The sequence below is a fragment of the Actinopolyspora sabaoui genome, assembly GCF_051225635.1.
In the GTDB taxonomy this organism is placed as follows: Bacteria; Actinomycetota; Actinomycetes; order Mycobacteriales; family Pseudonocardiaceae; genus Actinopolyspora.
Window position 1 is genome coordinate 370,325 of the sequence record NZ_JBMIHH010000003.1, and the last position, 19,121, is coordinate 389,445.

General features: G+C 68.8%; 13 protein-coding genes and 1 riboswitch. Of the genes, 2 read left to right on the plus strand and 11 right to left on the minus strand.

What is annotated here, in order from left to right; translation table 11 throughout:
* Window positions 1-28 precede the first annotated feature (28 nt).
* On the minus strand, window positions 29-1,132 hold the full coding sequence (locus tag ACOQFL_RS06790; protein ID WP_435543224.1) for a cobalt-precorrin-5B (C(1))-methyltransferase: 1,104 nt from the start codon (window positions 1,130-1,132) through the stop codon (window positions 29-31).
* Window positions 1,133-1,371: 239 nt separating this feature from the next.
* Here ACOQFL_RS06790 and ACOQFL_RS06795 point away from each other — a divergent pair, with 239 nt between their 5' ends.
* Window positions 1,372-2,121: a cobalt-precorrin-6A reductase gene (locus tag ACOQFL_RS06795; RefSeq protein ID WP_435543225.1), complete on the plus strand. Its 750-nt coding sequence runs from the start codon at window positions 1,372-1,374 to the stop codon at window positions 2,119-2,121.
* On the opposite strand, the gene ACOQFL_RS06800 is transcribed toward ACOQFL_RS06795, so the two are convergent.
* The 3 genes from ACOQFL_RS06800 to cobG are packed head-to-tail and all read right to left on the minus strand — an operon-like array spanning window position 2,109 to window position 5,664.
* A complete protein-coding gene (locus ACOQFL_RS06800) occupies window positions 2,109-3,626 on the minus strand; it encodes a precorrin-2 C(20)-methyltransferase (protein ID WP_435543375.1) in 1,518 nt (505 codons plus the stop codon). The two genes, ACOQFL_RS06795 and ACOQFL_RS06800, sit on opposite strands and share 13 nt — an antisense overlap.
* A 23-nt stretch (window positions 3,627-3,649) precedes the next feature.
* Window positions 3,650-4,276, minus strand: coding sequence for a precorrin-8X methylmutase (locus ACOQFL_RS06805; RefSeq protein WP_435543226.1), 627 nt, complete (start codon window positions 4,274-4,276; stop codon window positions 3,650-3,652).
* Window positions 4,273-5,664: a precorrin-3B synthase gene (gene cobG, locus ACOQFL_RS06810; RefSeq protein WP_435543227.1), complete on the minus strand. Its 1,392-nt coding sequence runs from the start codon at window positions 5,662-5,664 to the stop codon at window positions 4,273-4,275. The genes ACOQFL_RS06805 and cobG overlap by 4 nt, the downstream gene beginning before the upstream one ends.
* Before the next feature lie 124 nt (window positions 5,665-5,788).
* Window positions 5,789-5,913, plus strand: a riboswitch (cobalamin riboswitch).
* Between the two features lie 130 nt (window positions 5,914-6,043).
* On the opposite strand from cobG, the gene cobN reads away from it, so the two are divergent.
* On the plus strand, window positions 6,044-9,658 hold the full coding sequence (gene cobN, locus ACOQFL_RS06815) for a cobaltochelatase subunit CobN (protein ID WP_435543228.1): 3,615 nt from the start codon (window positions 6,044-6,046) through the stop codon (window positions 9,656-9,658).
* A 57-nt stretch (window positions 9,659-9,715) separates the two neighbouring features.
* On the opposite strand, the gene cobA is transcribed toward cobN, so the two are convergent.
* The 7 genes from cobA to cobO form a co-directional block, all read right to left on the minus strand.
* The gene (gene cobA, locus ACOQFL_RS06820; protein WP_435543229.1) at window positions 9,716-10,951 is read right to left on the minus strand and encodes a uroporphyrinogen-III C-methyltransferase; all 1,236 of its coding nucleotides are present in this window, start codon (window positions 10,949-10,951) and stop codon (window positions 9,716-9,718) included.
* A 390-nt stretch (window positions 10,952-11,341) separates the two neighbouring features.
* Window positions 11,342-12,442, minus strand: coding sequence for a pyridoxal-phosphate-dependent aminotransferase family protein (locus tag ACOQFL_RS06825; protein WP_435543230.1), 1,101 nt, complete (start codon window positions 12,440-12,442; stop codon window positions 11,342-11,344).
* Window positions 12,443-12,935: 493 nt separating this feature from the next.
* Window positions 12,936-13,421, minus strand: coding sequence for a cobalamin biosynthesis protein (locus tag ACOQFL_RS06830; protein WP_435543231.1), 486 nt, complete (start codon window positions 13,419-13,421; stop codon window positions 12,936-12,938).
* A complete protein-coding gene (cbiE, locus tag ACOQFL_RS06835) occupies window positions 13,418-14,626 on the minus strand; it encodes a precorrin-6y C5,15-methyltransferase (decarboxylating) subunit CbiE (RefSeq protein ID WP_435543232.1) in 1,209 nt (402 codons plus the stop codon). Before cbiE ends, ACOQFL_RS06830 begins: the two co-directional genes overlap by 4 nt.
* 52 nt (window positions 14,627-14,678) lie before the next feature.
* The gene (locus ACOQFL_RS06840) at window positions 14,679-16,316 is read right to left on the minus strand and encodes a cobalt-precorrin-4/precorrin-4 C(11)-methyltransferase (protein WP_435543233.1); all 1,638 of its coding nucleotides are present in this window, start codon (window positions 16,314-16,316) and stop codon (window positions 14,679-14,681) included.
* 506 nt (window positions 16,317-16,822) lie between these two features.
* Complete coding sequence (locus ACOQFL_RS06845) at window positions 16,823-18,226, minus strand: cobyrinic acid a,c-diamide synthase CobB (RefSeq protein ID WP_435543234.1); 1,404 nt, start codon at window positions 18,224-18,226, stop codon at window positions 16,823-16,825.
* Entirely contained in the window at window positions 18,220-18,834 is a 615-nt protein-coding gene (gene cobO, locus ACOQFL_RS06850; RefSeq protein ID WP_435543235.1) for a cob(I)yrinic acid a,c-diamide adenosyltransferase, read from the minus strand. The genes ACOQFL_RS06845 and cobO overlap by 7 nt, the downstream gene beginning before the upstream one ends.
* Window positions 18,835-19,121: the final 287 nt, after the last annotated feature.

The following is a 19,121-nucleotide window of genomic DNA, read 5'->3' on the forward strand; positions in this document are numbered from 1 at the left end:
ACCCGGAGACCGGGATGGCGAGCTCCTGTCAGAACGCCGGAGAAGTACGTCCGACGATCTCGCCGCCACGGTCGATCACGATCACCTCGACCTCCACGGCTGAGCCACGCAGCGTTTCCAGGGCCACTTCGCGTGCGTGCCGAGCGACGACGTCCCCCAGCGGGACATCCTCGGCGCGGGCCTCCTGGAGCGCGTCGAGGGCGGTGTTGGCGCCGCTCACGCGTTCGGCCAGTTCCACGCTGCCGCCCTCCTGCCGCGCCAGGCGGGACAGCTGCGCGAAGTTGACCTGGGAACGCTTGGAGTGCAGATCCAGGTGGCCGTCGGCGAGCTTTGCCATCTTGCCGATGCCACCCGCGATCGTCAGCCGGGCCACCGGGTGTCTGCGCAGGTACTTCAGCACCGCTCCCGCGAAGTCGCCCATGTCGAGCAGCGCCTCGTCGGCGAGCCCGTAGAGCTCGACGACCGTGCGCTCCGACGTGCTGCCGGTGCATCCCGCCACGTGCTCGAGTCCCTCGGCACGGGCCACGTCCACTCCCCGCCGGATGCTGTCTATCCACGCCGAGCACGAGTACGGGATCACCACTCCCGTGGTTCCCAGGATCGAGAGTCCACCCGTGATCCCCAGTCTCGGATTCCAGGTGTGTCTGGCCAGCTCTTCGCCGTCCTCGACGGAGATCTCGACAACCACGTCCCCCGGCTCACCGTGTCGCCCGGCGAGCTCGGTGACCGCTTCGGTGATCAGCCTGCGTGGAACGGGGTTGATCGCGGGTTCACCGACCGCCAGTGGCAGGCCGGGCTTGGTGACGGTGCCGACCCCGGATCCGGCGCGGAAGGCCACCCCGCTGCCCTGCTCGCCGCGGGTGACACGGGAGCGCACGACGGAACCGTGCGTGACGTCCGGGTCGTCCCCGGCGTCCTTGACCACTCCGGCGAACGCCCAGCCCGGTCCGGACCGCTCCCGAGTGAGCGCGAAGGACGGGCAGTGTCCCTTGGGCAACCGCACCGGCACGGGATCCGGGAAGTCACCCGTGAGCAACGCCGTGTAAGCGGCTGTGGTGGCGGCCAGGGCACAGGCTCCGGTGGTCCAGCCGTACCGGAGCCCACCCGACTGCTCGGCGCTTTCGTTCGCCACGGCAGAATGCACTCCAACGGGTTCGATTGGTCGTCCTGACGGAAGAGTTCGCGGTCACCGCTCCCGCGCGCCGAAGATGCCCGGAACTTTCAACGGCCCGACCACACCGGCGACGAGCTCGACCCTACGACCGGCCCGACCCGCCCACGGCGGGAACCCGGAAAACCGCGATCCCACCGGCGTTCCAGGCCCGGGCACGGGACGCCGCCGGAACTCCGCACTCGAATTGAGGTGTAACGATGAGTCCGCGTGTCCTCGTTCTGGGCGGCACCGGCGAGGGTAGGCGACTGGCCGAACAACTCGCTCGGCTGGGAGTCTCGGTGGTGTCCTCGCTCGCCGGTCGGGTTCGCGAACCGAGACTGCCCGCGGGCGAGGTCCGGATCGGCGGGTTCGGCGGCCGGGAAGGACTGGCCGAGTACCTCCGTCGGGAACGGATCGGGACCGTGGTGGACGCCACCCACCCGTTCGCCGCGCGGATGACCGAGAACGCGGTCTCGGCCACCGAAACCACGGGAACAAAACTGCTGGTGTTGCGGAGAAGGGCGTGGTCGCCGGGGCCGGACGACGAGTGGCACCAGGTGGACTCGCCGGCCGAGGCCGCCGAGAAGGTCGGCGAGCTCGGGCGGCGCGTGCTGTTGACCACCGGGCGTCGGGAACTGGGGTGCTTCGCCGCCGCACGGGACAACTGGTTCCTGGTGCGCACCGTCGACGAACCCGAACAACCACTGCCCCCGAACATGACCACGCTCTCCGCGAGAGGACCCTTCGACACCGCCACCGAGCTGGAGCTGCTCCGAACTCACCGGATAGAGGTAATCGTGAGCAAGAACAGCGGGGGCAGTATGACCGAGGGGAAGCTGAGCGCCGCCCGTAGGCTGGGACTGCCGGTGGTGCTGGTGCGCCAGCCGGCTCTCCCATCCGCACCGGTGGTGCACACGGTGGAGGAGGCACTCACCTGGTTCCGGGAGCGCGGTTCTCATGCCGGGTAACGGCGTGGCGTGAACACGGTCGTACCGTCCGAGCGCTCGACGATCCTGCTGGTGGAGGAGCCGACCAGCAACAGACACCGCATGTCGACCTGTTCCGGATCGAGCTCGTCGAGCCGGACGATCCGAACGTCCTCCTCCGTGCCTCCGATGTCCCTGCCGATCACCACCGGAGTGTCGGGAGCACGGTGCCGAAGCAGTGTGTCGCGGGCCGCGCCGACCTGCCAACGCCTGCTCGCGGAGGCAGGGTTGTAGACGGCCATGGCGAGATCGGCACTCGCGGCGGCCTCCAGCCGCTGTTCGATGACGCTCCACGGCTTGAGGCGATCGGACAGCGAGAGCACGCAGTAGTCGTGGCCGAGCGGTGCTCCCACTCGGCTGGCCACCGCCTGCGCGGCGGTGAGGCCGGGGAGCACGCGGACGTTCACGTGCTCGTAGGCCGGATCAGTAGCCGCTTCCAGTACCGCGCTCGCCATCGCGAAGACCCCTGGGTCGCCGGAAGAGACCACGACTACCTCGCGCCCGGTGGCGGCGAGTTCCAGCGCCGCCGCGGCCCGCTCGGCTTCGACCCGATTGTCCGAGGGGTGCTTGCGTTGCCGCGGATTGGTGGGAATTCGGTCGAGGTAGGGACCGTAGCCGACGAGATCGTCGGCGGCGCCGAGCGCCGCCTGCGCCTCGGGAGTCGTCCACTCCCACCCCGCGGGCCCCAGCCCGACCACGCTCAGGCCACCCGAACGCGAACCGGTGCCGTCGTGGGATTCCTCGCTGGCCGCGGTGGTGCCGGTGGTCTCCCCCACCGGACTGGGCAGCAGCGCCAGTGAGAAGTAGGGCACGCTTTCGGGATCGACGTCGCCGAGCTTCTCGACTCGTTGGCGACGTGTGCTGGCGCGCTCCACGTAGTAGGCACTGTCGAGGCAGCCTGCCTTTTCGAAGGCCTCCCGTACCCCCTCGAAGGTCCGTCCCAGTTTGAGCACAGCGGCGGCGTCGGTGTCCCGCAGCCGCTCGGCCAGGGCGCCCGGCTCCAAGGTGCCGGGCAGCACCGTGAGGACCTCGTCACGTTCGGCGAGGGGACGTCCCAGTTCGGCCGAAGCGGCGCTGACCGAATTGACGCCCGGCACGACCTCGGTCTCGAACCGACCCGAGAGCCGTTTGTGCATGTGCATGTAGGAACCGTAGAAGAACGGGTCCCCTTCCCCCAGCAGCGCGACGTCGCGGCCCGCGGCGAGGTGAGCGGCCAGCCTGCCCGCGATCTCGGTGTAGAACTCGTCGATCGCGCCCTGATAACCCCCTGGATGATCGGTGGTCTCGGTGGTGACGGGATACACCAGGGGCTCCTCGATCTGGTCACCACGCAGATAGGGCTCGGCGACCGAGCGGGCGATGCTGTTGCCGTGCCTGGCGCTGTGATAGGCGACCACGTCGGCCTCACCGATCAGACGTGCCGCCTTGACCGTGACCAGTTCCGGATCGCCGGGCCCCAGCCCCACCCCGAACAGTCGGCCGGGCACGGGGTCGTTGCTGTGTTGGCTGCTCACTCTTCCTCGCTCGCGATCGCGTTGATGGCGGCGACCGTCATCGCACTACCGCCGCGCCTGCCGTGCACCACCAGGTACTCGGGGCAGCCGGGGTGCTCCTCCAGCGCCTGTTTTGACTCCACCGCGCCGATGAACCCGACGGGAATTCCCAGTACCGCCGCCGGCTTTCCCGCGCCCTCCTCGATCAGCTCCAGCAATCGGAACAGGCAGGTGGGCGCGTTGCCGATCGCGACCACGGCTCCGTCGAGCCTGCCGCGCCACAGCTCCATGGCTGCCGCGCTACGGGTGGTTTCCAGCTGACGGGCGAGTCCCGGGACCCGCGGGTCGGACAGGGTGCACAGGATCTCGTTGGCGGCGGGCAGCCTGCGGCGCGTCACCCCCGCGGCCACCATTTCCGCGTCGCACAACACCGGAGCACCGGCGGCCAGCGCCTCGCGCGCGGCACCTACCACTCCGGGCGAGAAGGCGAGATCGTCGACGAGGTCGACCATGCCACAGGCGTGGATCATGCGCACGGCCACACCGGCGACGTCCGACGGCAGCTCGTCGAGACCGGCTTCGGCGCGGATCGTCGCGAAGGAGCGCCGGTAGATCTCCTTGCCGTCCCGGATGTATTCGATCACCGGTTGTCCTCGTCACCCGTTTCCTGCTGGTTGTCCTCGTGTCCGTTCCCGGGCTCGACGGTGCTCGCCCCGACGTGCCGGGCTCGCCGGACGGCCTCGGCCACCTCGTCCGTCCCCGCCTCTGTGGCCCATGTCTCGGTCCCGGCGGCTGTGGTTGAGCTGACCCGGTACCCGGAGGGACTCGCCAGTACTTCCACCACCGGACCACGCGGAAGCCCGCAGCGGCGCGAGCAACCGGCCCAGTGCACCGGCAGGACACCGGTGTCGGTGTCGCCGGCGTCCGCCGCCTCGACATAGGCCAGCCCACGCGCGGCGTCCCGGTGGACGTCTGCCAGGGACTTGGCGCATCCGGGTTCCCCCGCACAGGCGGTCGCGCCGTTGAACGGCGAGGCTGTTTCGACGATCAGACCGCACGAGTGCAGCGCGGAGAGCCACGTCGAACACTCCTCTTCGGCGACGCCGGGGACGACCACCGTCCGCCAGGGCGTCAATCGGACCGTACCCGACGCGGCTTCGGCCGCTCGTATGATGCAACGCAGCTGCGCCGGGGACAAGCGCCCCAGCGGCGCTCCCACGCCCAGGGCTGCCCGCCCCTCGGAGCGAGCCAGCTCACCGACAGCAGGTCTTTCCTGGGAATTCATCCACTCGGTGAACGAGACGGACGACCGGGATGTGACATCGGCAACGGATTCCGGCCACCGCCCCACACGAGCACGAAGCGCGTCGGTCAACTCATCCAGCGTGTCCAACTCGGCCACTCGCCACGCCGAGGCCCCATGCCGTTCCCGTACGGCGAGGAACTCGCACGCGGCCGTGACCGCGGCGGCGGGCGCCGCGCCGGGCGGGACGCGCACTCCCGAATCGCTCCCCGCCAGCAGCACGGCGACGCTGTCGGAGGACACCGGCAGCAATCCCACATCAGCACGCAACCGCGCCAGATCACCGCTCCCGTCGTCGACGGTGAACAGGAACCTGCCGGACAGTTCGGCCAGCGCGGGCTCTGCGCACAGCAGCGCGTCGAGTTCCGCGGCGAGCCACCGCACCGAGTGCAGTCGGCCACGACCGTCGAGTCCCGCGTAAGGGGCGGCGATGATGTTGCGCACCCGCTCGTGGGTCAGCGAGGGCAGCAGACCGACCTCGGCCAACAGCCGTCCCAAGTCCTCGGGAGCTTCGACCCCGCGCAGCTGCAGATTCGCACGCGAGGTCAGCTCGACCGTGGAGTTCCCCAGCTCAACGGCTGCCTTCGTCAGGGCGCGCAGCTGCGGGGCCTCCAGTCGACCACCGGGGACTCGGATCCGTGCCAGCCCACCGTCCGCGGCCTGATGAACCCGGAGCGCACCGGGGCACGCGTCGGCTCTGTCGCGGTCGGCACTGTAGTTCTCGGACACTCCGGCGATGCTACGGGCCGCACCACTGTGCGCCGCGACACGATGGCGGGTCGGGGTGTGCCCGCAGCTTGACGAGGGATCCGCACGTTCCCGAAACTGGAGCGCGTATCTGCGGTGGATCACGGAGGAAGCCGGTGCGAGTCCGGCGCGGTCCCGCCACTGTCACCGAGGAGCGAACTCCGTAGACGGTCACTGTCTCGTGGAGATGGGAAGACCGGAGCGAGCGATGATCCGGCAGCCAGGAGACTCCGACCACCGCCACCACTGAAAAGGGGCGAGGACCCCTGGGAAGGTTACTGATGCGCCGTTCGAACGCGCGTGCATCGCGCGTCCTGTCCTGGTCGGTCCCCCCGGTTTTCGACGCCGAGGAGCCAATCGCATGATCCTGCTGCTGTCCACTTCCGACACCGACCTGCTCAGCGCACGGGCCAGCGGCGCCGACTACCGGCTCGCCAACCCCGCCCGGGTCGGTGCGGACGATCTCCCCGGGCTGCTCGACGGGGTGGACCTCGTCGTGGTGCGGCTGCTCGGCGGCCGCAGGGCGTGGGAAGAAGGGCTCGACGTCCTGCTGAACGGACCCCGACCGGTGGTCGTACTCGGCGGGGAACAACAACCGGACGCCGAGCTCATGGAATGCTCGACCGTTCCGGGTGGAGTGTGTGCCGAGGCGCACGCCTACCTTGCCCACGGTGGGCCGGAGAACCTGACCCAGCTGTTCCACTTCCTTTCCGACACCGTGCTGCTGACCGGGCACGGCTTCGCTCCGCCGGAGGAAACCCCCACCTGGGGCAGGTTGGAGCGCACACCCGGGCGGACGGCGGGCCCCACTGTCGCGGTGCTGTACTACCGGGCGCACCACATGGCGGGCAACACCGCGTTCGCCCACACCCTCTGCGACGCGATCGAGAACGCGGGCGGACAAGCGATGCCGCTGTTCTGCGCCTCGCTGCGCACCCCCGACCCGGAACTGCTCGAAGCGCTGCGCGGAGCGGACGCCCTGGTGGTCACGGTGCTCGCAGCGGGAGGCAGCAAGCCCGCGGTGGCCACCGCCGGTGGGGACGACGAGGCGTGGGACGTCGGCGCACTCGCGCAACTGGACATCCCGATCCTGCAAGGGCTGTGCCTGACCAGCAGCCGCACCGCCTGGGAGGAGAACGACGAGGGACTGTCCCCGTTGGACATGGCCACCCAGGTCGCGGTTCCGGAGTTCGACGGCAGGCTGATAACGGTACCGTTCTCGTTCAAGGAGAACGATTCCGAAGGACTGCCGGTCTACGTCGCCGACAGCGAGCGCGCGGCGCGCGTAGCCGGAATCGCGGTCCGGCACGGGAGGCTGGGACACATCCCCGCCGAACGCAGGCGCCTGGCGTTGATGCTCTCGGCCTACCCCACCAAACACGCCAGGGTCGGCAACGCCGTGGGGTTGGACACCCCGGTGTCGGCGGTGCGGATGCTGCGCTCGCTGCACGAGCACGGCTACGACATCGGTCCGGCGGAGGGCCCGGACGCCCTGCCCGGTGTCGAGGCGCAGGACGGCGACGCGCTGATCCACGCACTGATCGCGGCGGGCGGGCAGGACCGCGACTGGCTGAGTGAGGAGCAGCTGGCGGGCAATCCGGTACGTATCCCCGCCAAGCGGTACCGGGAGTGGTACGACTCGCTCCCCGAACAGCTGCGCGCCGACATCGAACAACACTGGGGACCGCCGCCCGGTGAGCTGTTCGTGGACTACTCGCAGGACCCCGACGGCGAGATCGTGCTCGCCGCCATCAGGGCGGGCAATGTCGTGCTGATGATCCAGCCGCCGCGTGGCTTCGGGGAGAACCCGATCGCGATCTACCACGATCCGGACCTGCCTCCGAGCCACCACTACCTGGCCGCCTACCGCTGGCTGGTCGACGACTTCGACGCGCACGCCATGGTGCACCTGGGCAAGCACGGCAATCTGGAATGGCTCCCGGGCAAGACCGCGGGCATGTCGGCGGCCTGCGCCACGGACGCGGCGATCGCCGATCTGCCGCTGATCTACCCTTTCCTGGTCAACGACCCCGGTGAGGGGACGCAGGCCAAGCGGCGGGTGCACGCGACCCTGGTTGACCACCTGGTTCCTCCGATGGCCCGCGCCGAGAGCTACGGCGACATCGCACGACTGGAGCAGCTGCTCGACGAGCACGCAAACATCACGGCGATGGACCCGGCCAAACTGCCCGCCATCCGCAGCCAGATCTGGACGCTGATGCAGGCCGCCAAGCTCGATCACGACCTGGGTTTGGAGGAGCGCCCGCACGATGCCGAGTTCGACGACATGCTGATGCAGGTCGACGGTTGGCTGTGCGAGGTCAAGGACGCCCAGATCCGGGAGGGGCTGCACGTGTTCGGGGATCCCCCCGCTGGGGAGGCCCGGGTCGGTCTGGTGCTGGCGATGCTGCGGGCGCGACAGATGTGGGGTGGTCAGCAGGCCGCGGTTCCGGGACTGCGGGAGGCGCTGGGACTCGCCGAGGACGGTTCGGAGGCCCGGGAACGGGTGGACGACGTCGAAGAGCGGGCACACTCGCTGGTGTCGGCCATGGAGGAGCACGGCTGGCAGAGTGAGAAGGCCGAGGAAGTCTGCCGGGCGGTGCTGGGTGAGGTGCCGGAACGGGTTCCCGAGGTGCTGCGGTTCGCCGCCGCGGAGATCGTGCCGCGACTCGCGGCCACCACCGACGAGATGGGCTCGACGCTGCACGCGCTGAACGGCGGCTACATCCCCTCCGGACCGAGCGGCTCCCCACTGCGCGGCCTGGTCAACGTGCTGCCCACCGGCAGGAACTTCTACTCGGTGGACCCGAAGGGCATTCCCAGCAGGCTGGCCTGGGACACCGGTTACGCCATCGCGGAGTCGCTGCTGCAGCGCTACCGCGAGGACAACGGTGAATGGCCCGGATCCGTGGGGTTGTCGATCTGGGGCACCAGTGCGATGCGCACTTCCGGTGACGACATCGCCGAGGTGCTCGCGCTGATCGGGATCCGCCCCACCTGGGACGACTCCTCGCGACGGGTGAACGGCTTGGAGGCGATTCCGCTGGACGAGCTGGAGCGCCCACGTGTGGACGTCACGGTGCGAATCAGCGGGTTCTTCCGGGACGCCTTCCCGCACGTGGTCAACCTGCTCGACGATGCCTTCCGGATGGTCGCGGAGTTGGACGAGCCCGACGAGTGGAACCACGTGCGCGCGCACACCAGGGCCGATGTCGCCGAGCACGGCGACGAGCGCCGCGCGACGATGCGGATCTTCGGTTCCAAGCCGGGTGCCTACGGTGCGGGGATGCTGTCGCTGATCGACAGCCGCAACTGGCGCGACGACTCGGACCTCGCGGAGGTGTACACGGTCTGGGGTGGTTTCGCCTACGGTCGCGAACTGGACGGCGTCGAGGCTAGGTCGGACATGGAGACCGCCTACCGCAGGATCTCGGTGGCGGCCAAGAACACCGACACGCGTGAGCACGACATCGCCGACTCGGACGACTACTTCCAGTACCACGGCGGGATGGTGGCCACCGTGCGGGCGCTGAGCGGCGAGTCTCCCGCCGCCTACATCGGGGACAGCTCGCGACCGGACTCGATCAAAACCCGGTCGCTGCACGAGGAGACCTCGCGGGTGTTCCGCTCCCGTGTGGTCAACCCCCGCTGGGTCTCGGCGATGCGCCAGCACGGCTACAAGGGTGCCTTCGAGCTCGCGGCCACGGTGGACTACCTGTTCGGTTACGACGCGACCACCGGCGTGGTCGGCGACTGGATGTACGAGAAGCTCGCCGAGACTTACGTCTTCGACGAGCAGAACCAGAAGTTCCTCACCGAGTCGAATCCGTGGGCGCTGCACGGAATCGCCGAACGACTGTTGGAGGCCGCCAACCGCGAACTGTGGGCGGAGCCGGACCCCGAGACGCTGCGGGGACTGCGAGAGGTCTACCTGCAGGTGGAGGGTGATCTGGAGGACGGTCCCGGCGGCGAGTGACACCGAGGTTCGTCGGCGTCGATTACGGGCGGAATCGCCGCCGACATTCGGGCCGAATCAGCCCACCGGCAGGGAGCGACGGTCGGGCGCCAATCCCGCCACCGGACCGACGACGATCACGGCGGGTGGCCGGATTTCTGAGTTCTCGACCTCGTCGGCCACGTCCCGCAGGGTGCTTCGCAGCGTCCGTTGCGTGTGCATGCTGCCTTCCTGGACCACCGCGACCGGCGTTTCGGAACTCCTGCCGTGTTCGAGCAGCACGTCGGCGAACTCCCGGATCCGTTTGACGGCCATCATCAGCACCAGTGTCCCGTTCAACCGGGCCAGCGCGGGCCAGTCCACCAGGGACTGCTCGTCGTGCGGCCCCACGTGGCCGGAGACCACGACGACCTCGTGTGCCACCCCGCGGTGGGTCACCGGCACGTCTCCGATCGCCGGTGCCGCGAACGCACTGGTTATCCCGGGTACCGCCGTCACAGCCACCCCTGCCTCGACGCAGGCGAGCAGTTCCTCGAAACCGCGTCCGTAGACGTAGGGATCGCCGCCCTTGAGCCGCACCACGAAGTTTCCCGCCGTGGCGCGTTCGATCAGCAGTTTGTTGATGACTTCCTGGTTCGCCGCGCGCCCGTAAGGGATCTTGGAGGCGTCTATCACCTCGACGTCGGGGGAGAGCTCCTCCAACAGTTCGCGCGGCGCGAGGCGGTCCGTGATCACCACGTCGGCCCGCCCCAACAGTTGGCGGCCACGAACCGTGATCAGATCGGGATCCCCCGGACCACCGCCGACGAGGGCCACACCGGGTTCCGGCGGTTCGGCACGTTCTTCGACCTGTCCGGTGCGCAGCGCCTCCAGCAGCGCCTCCTTGACCACGGCCGCCCTCCGGTGATCACCACCGGCCAACACTCCGAACAGCAGTCCGTCGTGTTCCGCGACGGCGGGAGTGACCGCGGTGCCCTTGCTCGCGTCGTCCGCGCGCACGCAGAAGATCCGGTCGCGCTCCGCCTCGGCGACGACCCGCTCGTTGACGTCGGCGCTGGAGGTGCAGGCCACCGCGTACCAGGCCCCGTCCAGATCTCCCGCGGTGAACGGCCTGCGGTGCCACACCAGCTCCCCGGATTCGGCCATGGCGTCCACGGCCGGGGTGGCTTCCGGCGAGATCACCACCACGCTTGCCCCCGCCTTGAGCAGCCTGGGGAGGCGGCGCTGCGCCACGGTTCCGGCTCCGACTACCACCACCCGCCTGTCCTGCAGATCGAGTCCGGCGAAGTAATGGTGCTGGCTTTGCGAGGTCATCTGGGTAGTCGTTCCTGTCGGGTCACACCCCCGGCGACGTCGGCGGGGTCGGTTCGAAACTGTTGCTGCCGCAGGTGTCCGTCACCGTTGAGTACGCACAACTTCGTGCGAGTTGGGACCGGACAGCTTCCACCGGAGCGCGGCGCCTCCCCATACTGCCATGAAGGCCGCCACGAACGGATACCCGAGAAGTTCGAAGTGATTTCCGATACCTACCACGCTCCCAGCCATCGGGATACCGAGTTCAGGGCACACGCCCGCGAGCACGACCGCTCCGACGACCGTTGATCACCGTAAAAGTCCTGGGGAACATTCCGGACGTACTCGTGCCCGGCCCCGCCGTGGTGACGGGCTCGGGCACGAGCACGTGGCCAGGTCAACCCGGAGCGGTCATCGACCGAGGACGGTGCGCAACGCACCGAGCAGCATCTCCACCCGGTCCAGCCGCGCGTTGTTGCCCATGAGGCCGATACGCCAGACGCTGTTGGCGAACGGCCCGGCACCGGCACCGATCTCGATGCCGTAGTCGGTCAGCAGTTGCTTGCGCACGTCCGCGGAGTCCACCCCTTCGGGCACCCACACGCTCGTCAACTGGTGCAGCCTGTTGCCCTCCGGAGCGAACAGTTCGAGCCCCATCCGCCGCAGGCCCTGCTGCAGCGCCTCGCCCGCCGCACGGTGGCGCTCGGCGACCGCGGGTATTCCCTCCTCGAGCACCCGGCCGAGCGCGGCGTGCAGCGAGGCGACCATCGCGGTGGGCGCGGTGTGGTGGTAGGCGCGTCCGCCGGAGGCGCCTCCGGTCACGTAGTTCCCGATGAGCCCGAGGTCCAGATACCAGGTGGTGGGGTTCTCGACCCTGCGCTCCCAGGCGCGCTCGGAGACCGTGAACGGTGCGAGACCGGGGGGAACCCCGAGGCATTTCTGCGTACCGGCGTAGGCGATGTCGACGTTCCAGGCGTCGAGGTCGATCTGTTCACCGGCGATCGAGGTCACGCAGTCAGCCAGCAGCAGGGTGTTGTCGCCGCGAGCGCGCAACGCCTCGCCGAGTCGGCCGATATCGCTGCGTACGCCGGTGGAAGTCTCGGCGTGCACGGCTGCCACCAGCTCCGGGGAAGGATGGGCGTCCAGCACGCGCTGGACGTCCACGGGCTCTCCCCAGTCGTGGTCGACGCGCACGACCTCGGCTCCGTAACGGCTCGCTACGTCGCACATGCGTTCGCCGAACAGACCGTTGACGGCCACGACGACCACGTCACCCGGGCGCACGAAGTTGACGAAGGCGGCCTCCATACCGATGGAGCCGGTTCCGGAAAGCGGGAGCGTGCGGAGGTTTCGGGTGCCCCAGACCGACCGCAGTCGTTCCCCGGTGTCGTCGAGCAGTCTCAGGAACTCCGGGTCCAGGTGCCCGAGCAGCGGAGCCGCCAGGGCCGCGGTGGCCTCCGGATAGGTGTTCGACGGCCCGGGGCCGAGTAGAGAGCGTTCAACCAGTGCCATGACGCCCAGCCTAGGCACACCGCCCCAGCGCAACGGGCCGTACCCACTTGACGCGGATCTGACCTGGGCACGCCGGATTCCATGCAACGGAAACAAGATTCCACGAACATGTTCGAACGAACTGTTGACAATGTCACATCCACGGGGAACCCGCGGAAGCCGCGGAACGACGCTCCGGAGCGGGAGGAAGAACCGCGTTGAACGGCGAAAACACGCCCGAAAAAGAAAACACCACCGCACACCCCCAGTCGGTGCGGTGGTGGGCGTGGTCGATTCACCCGTAAGGCTGTTGGCAACCACGCAAGCCGAAGTTTTCTCGCATATAGCTTGCAGTACTGTAATGTAGCTTCACTCGATACAGTCAAGATCTATCGCCAAATTGGCTTAATAGTCGGCCAATTACTCACTTTGTGTAGCCAACTTGACGCGGCCGTAACGCTTAGTGCGTCGAACGGCGAGCACGGTGATCAGCCGGGACCTCCGCCCGCGAGGATCAACGCAGCCGACGGAGCACTCTTCCGGGAACGACCGGTCGCAACGCTCGCGGTGATCCCGCGGAACTGGCCGCCGCGAGCGTGACCCCGGCGGTGACGAACTTGTGCAGGACCATCCGAGCCGGGCCCTCCCCGAGTTCGGTGGCGGCACGCAGACAGGCCGCTTCCGCGACGCTGGGAGTGCCGACCCGTTGCCCCACGGAAGCGCTCGGGTTGGGGACGATCGTCCCGGCGAGCGCTTCGGCCGAGTAGCACAGCACAGGCAGTTCCCCCTCGACCGCGAGCGACCAGTGCCGCGAGTGTTTTCGCAGTCCGGCACGCAGTTGCCCCGACTCCGCCGCACGATCGATCGTGGCCACCGCCCGGACGGCAACGGGATCACCGGGAAAACGCCCGTCCAGTGCGGACAGTGCTTCCGTCACGGCGGTAGCGGTTACCCCGCTGGAAGCACCGATACCGATCACCAGAGCTCCGCTGACATTCACGCGGCGTTCCCGTTGGGAAGCTCCGCGGCGAGCAGTACCACCGGCTCACCCGCCGCCAGTCCCGAAACGTCCTCGTCCGAGGTGACCATCCGGTTAGCGAAGAGCTGCACGCCTTCGACGTGGTAACCGGCGTTGCGCAGCACATCCCGGTTCGCCGCGATCCGGTCCAGCGTGTGCGAGGCAAGCACGACCCGCCGCGCCCCCACGTGGGCGCAGGCGGTGAGCACTTCCGCGTCGTCGATCCCGACGAAAATCGAATCCGGCTTGGCGAGCCCGCGCAACACCGCCGGTGCGGCACCCTCCTCGACGCGGACGTTCACCCCGTGGGCGGCAGCGTTGGAAACCAGCCGTACGACCTGGGCCTCATCGGACTCCACCGCGACGCAGGCGGCACCCATCCTGGCGCATTCCACCGCCACCGAACCCGAGCCCGCCCCCACGTCCCACACCAGGCTGCCGGGCCTGGGAGTCAGTCGAGCCAGCGCGAGCGCACGAACTTCGCTCGGAGTGACGGTTCCCTCTCGATGGGAGAACTCGGCCTCCGGAAGGGCCCACCGTTCCGGAGGTGTGGGCTCGCCCCCGCTGTGCCAGCTACGTCCGGGCACGGCATCCGGCTCGTCCACGCAACAGACGATGTTGGGTTCGAACCAGTTACGCTCCGCCGCCTCCTCCGGCTCGATCGTGGTTACACGCTCGTGCTCGCCTCCGAGGTCCTCACCGACGATCATCGTGCGGCGCCAGCCACGCAGCCCGGAGGCGAGTTGCGCCGGTCCGGTGTCCCCACCGGTCAGCACCACCACGGCCGAACGCGCGCGACAGATGTTGAGCGCACGGTGCAGTCCCCCGATGCGCGCGTTGACCACACTGGCGTCCTCCCAGGAGCGCCCCATGCTCGCGAGCAGTCGTTGCACACTGGACAGGGCGGGCAGCACCGCGCACCGCAGTCCCTTGTCGCGCAGGGCGCGGACGGCACCGAAGAAACCGGGGTCCCCCGAGGCGAGCACCACACCGGTTTCCTCGGCGGTCAACGCGGAAAGCGCGCTCAACGCGGGTCCGAACGAACCGAGCTCGACCGTTCGCACCCCTTCCGGTGCGTGTGCCCGCAAGTGCGGGGGAGCTCCCACGATCAGCGCCGCGGAGTTCAGTACCTCTGCCGCACCCTCGGGCAACGGTCCACCGTCGATTCCGATAACCGCGACCGCCACGTCGCACACTCCGTCAGACTAGAAGGTTGAGTTGGATTCTCGCTGTGGTTTCCTATTCGGCAGCGCGCCGCTTCCCGGAACCGGTACTCGACGAACCGCTCCTGTTTCCGTTCGTCGTGCTCTTCTGCGGCCTGGTTCTGGTTCCGCTCTTCGCGGTGTTCGACCTGCCACCGCCGGACTTGGCCGCCGAACCCTTGGCGCCGGGCTTCGCCGTGGCGCCCGAACCGGACCCGTTCTTGTCGGCTTTCGACTCCGAGACTTCGGCGGTGTCCATCGCGGTCGACACCTCGACCTGTTCGTCCCCTTCGGCGGTGCGCCGCTCCCCCGGCTCCTCCTCGGACGCGACCGGTTCCCCGGCAAGCTCCCGCTCAGTACCACCGGGGGAATCGTTCGATGCGGACTCCACGTCGTCGCGCTCATTCCCCTGGGGGACCGCGGCTTCGCGCCCCGCCTCCCCCGCGACCGTGCCGTCAGCGGTGTGGGCTGGTTCGACGCCCGCCACAGACTCGGGTTCGGCGGAATCGTCCGTCGCCGGGACCTCGTCCTCGCCGGTTCCGGACACCGCGGCACCCTGTTCGGTGGCCACGTTTTCTTCGGGGACCGTGATCTCCTCGGCGGACTGTTGCTCGGCCACGACCGAGTGCCGAACCCCGCCGCGACCACCGGTCCGGACGGCGTCCCTGGTGTTCTGCTGCCAGTCGCGCACCGCCCACCAAGCGACCTCGGCGTCGGCACGCGCACCATCGCGTTGTTCGTCCGAACGGGACTGCGGCAACGGCCCGTCCGCACCGCTCGCGGAGTCACCGGAAGCACCGCGGGTTCCCGAACCCCGCTCCGTGGTCCACCGCCCGGCGGAGTACCGAGCACCGGAACCACCGCGCCGTTTCGAGGTCGGTTCCGCGTTGCGACCGTTCCGCGCCGCCTCCTCCCGCGAGCGCCCGGAGGAATAGGACCGTGAACGGGTGGCCTGCGATCGCAGCACCTCACCGACCAGGAAAAGCGTGTTCCGCCAGAGCCTGTGCTTCTTGACGAGTCCCTCGAGCTCGCCGACGCTGCTGCGCAGCACCAACTCGTCCGAGCAAGTGACCTTGTAGGCGACCACGACGGGAACGTCGTCACCGTACCCGGCCGTGCGCAACCGTTCCACGAGTTGACCGGTGCGTGACGCCGAAACCGACAGCGCCATGGTCATGCCGTTCTCGGCGAACTCCCGCGCTTTCGAGGCCTCGGGCAGCGTGTTGGATTGCCCGTCCGGCCTGGCCACCATGAGGGGATACTCCTCGTCCGTGCCGGTGAGTTCCCTGCCGACCGCGGCGGCAGCGGCAGTGTGACCGGCCACACCCGGAACCATCTCCACTTCCAGTTCCATGCGCGCACAGGTGTCGTACTGCTGCTGCACCGAACTCCAGACCGCGGCGTCCCCGGAATGCAGCCGCACCACTCGCAGGCGTTCCCGCTCCGCCCTGCGGTAGACCTCCTGGACCTCGCGCTTGTCGATCACGGTGGTGTCGAGCAACTCGACATCGGTGCGTGCGTGTTCCCGCACACCTTCGGGAGAAATCGTACTCGGGCTACAGAGAACGATGTCCGCCTCGGAGATCCGACGCGCGGCGCGCAGTGTCATCAGATCGACCGCACCGGGGCCCGCCCCTACGAAAGAGACCAGCCCGGTACGAGTTCCCGAAGTCATGCGATCGTTCTCCTCTCCCGCCTGACGCGGTGCAAGTAATACCACTGCGGACAATCGATGCGCGCCGCACCCGGTACGGTCGTCTCCCGCGTCGAGGCGGTCCAGTCATCGGTGCACCCACGAGATCTCCGACTCGTCCCACGGTCGTCCGTGGCGCGGGCGAGCGACACTCGGTTTCGAAAACACCGCACCTCGGTCCTCGACACGACACCGAAAAGCCACGACGCGTACTGATCGACCGTATCGCGAAACCGCCGGCGATACCGAGCGCACCGTTCCGGCCGCACACGGCGCACGAACCGGAACGACCGTTCCACCGTGGAGCACGGACGCGGCACTGCCCGGCACAACCGAGGGCCGGCTCGGGAAGGGATTCGAAGAGTCGATCCACAACGAGCGACGGGTCCTCCCCCGGCGCGTGTCCACTCGAACGACAGGCGGGGAGGAAAATTACGCCCGAGCGGCGACCGCGGTGACGTTCGGAGCCGGGTTCACCGAGCGCACTCTCAGCGGGAGCACTCCCGCACGAACCGCGCGATCGCCCCGGGTATCGCAACCGGGTGGGTGTGCAGATAGGAAGCGTGCAGTTTCTCGCGCACGAATCCTTCGGTGATCACACCGTCGTCACGCCAGAACCACGCCGGATCTTCCCCGGATGCCCGGGTGAGCACGGTGCGGTGGAACTCGTGCCCGGAGACCCGGCTTCCCTCGTCGAACAGCACCGAGTCGCTCGCCGCCACCGCCTCCCGGTAGCCGAGGGTGAGGCGCGGGGACATTCGCGCGTCGGCGTCCAACACGCCACACAGCGGATATCCGTCCAGACTCCGCGCCAGGTACAGCAGGCCCGCGCATTCGGCGTGCACCGGCAGTCCCTCGTCGACACGGTTCGCGATGTCGTGGCGCAGTTTTTCGTTGGCGGAAAGGTCCGCGACGTACTGTTCCGGGAACCCACCGGGCAGAATCAGTCCGCTGGTGCCCGCGGGCAGCCGCTCGTCCCGCAGCGGATCGACCACGGTGACCTCCGCCCCGGCGGCTCGCAACAGTTCGACGTGTTCGGTGTAACCGAAGGTGAAAGCCGAACCCCCCGCCACCGCCACCCGAGGCGCCCCGGCCGTCACCTCACCGGCGCCGAGCGCGGCTTCGGGACGCCACGGCTGGACGGACATTCCGGAGGCCGAGGAGGCGAGTGCGGCCACCGCATCGAGATCGACGCCCGAGGCCACGATCCGCGCCATGCCCGCTACGGCCTCGTCGGCCCTCGCGCCGTGTTCGGCGGCGGTGACGAGGCCGAGATGGCGCGAGGGCACGTGCAGCTCGTCGGCGCGGGCGAGCACACCGAGCACGTTGACTCCCACGGAGCGCGCGGCCTCCCGCAGAATCCCCTCGTGCCGAGCCGAACCGACCCTGTTGAAGATCACACCCCCCAGCCGCAGTCCCGGCTGGAAAGCCCGGAAACCGTGCAACAACGCGGCCACGCTCTGACTCTGCCCCTTGGCATCCACCACGAGCACCACCGGAGCGTCCAGCAGGGAGGCGACATGAGCCGTGGAACCGTAGGACGGCACCTCGTCCACGGAACCGAGCCTGCCGTCGAACAGCCCCATGACGCCTTCGACGACGGAGATGTCCGCCCCCTCGGCACCGTGGGCGAACAACGGGGCGACTCGACTCTCCCCGACCAGGACGGGGTCGAGGTTACGGCCCGGTGCACCGGTGGCCACGGCGTGGTACCCGGGATCGATGTAGTCGGGCCCCACCTTGAATCCCGCCACCCTGCCGAGACGCTGGCGCAGTGCCGCGAGCAGTCCGGTCGCGACGGTGGTCTTGCCGTGCCCGGACCCCGGCGCCGCGACCACGACACGCGGATGAGCGGAACCGCTTACCGCGGCCGAAACCGGGCGGCTCACCACTCGATCCCCTTCTGCCCCTTCTGACCGGCATCCATCGGGTGTTTGAGCTTGCCGGTCTCCAGTGCCAGATCGGCGGCGTCGAGCAACTGCTGCGGCGCACGCCTACCGGTGATCACCACATGCTGGAATCCCGGGCGCTGCCGCAGGGTTTCCACCACTTCCGCCACGTCGACCCACCCCCAGTGCAGCGGATAGGTGAACTCGTCGAGTACGTAGAGGTCGTGCTTGCTCTGCTCGATCCGGCGGGCGATCTCATGCCACCCCTCCAGCGCGGCCTCGGCATGATCCTGCTCGGTGGAGCGTTTGCGGGTCCAGGACCATCCCTCGCCCATCTTGTGCCACTCGACGGGACCACCCTCACCGGTCTCCTCGTGCAACCTGCCGAGCGCCCGGAAGGCCGACTCCTCGCCCACTCGCCACTTGGCCGACTTGACGAACTGGAAAACCCCGATGGACCACCCCTGGTTCCAGCCGCGCAACGCCATTCCGAACGCGGAGGTGGACTTCCCCTTCATGTCACCGGTGTGCACCGCGAGCAGGGGACGGTTACGACGCTGCCTGGTGGTCAGCCCGTCATTCGGTACGGAGTTCGGTTGTCCCTGTGGCATAGCAGGATCTCCAAGCGAGGATGGTCGTTCGCTCCCACGGCCCGACCGCGGGGCGTTTACAACGGGAAGGTGCGAAGTGGGTACCCCGGTCACGTGCGGAGGGGGCGCGGCAGCCGAACCGCGAACGGACACCGATCTCGCCGTCGGCTCGCGGGAAACACGCTTCGTCCACGGCCCGCGTCCGAGCCGCGGATGCCGAGAGAACGCCCTCGCACTCAACCGGCCTGGGGGTGCCGGGAGCGCGAGGGCGCTTTGGTCCACCCCTGGGGGTCAGGTGGACACCACGC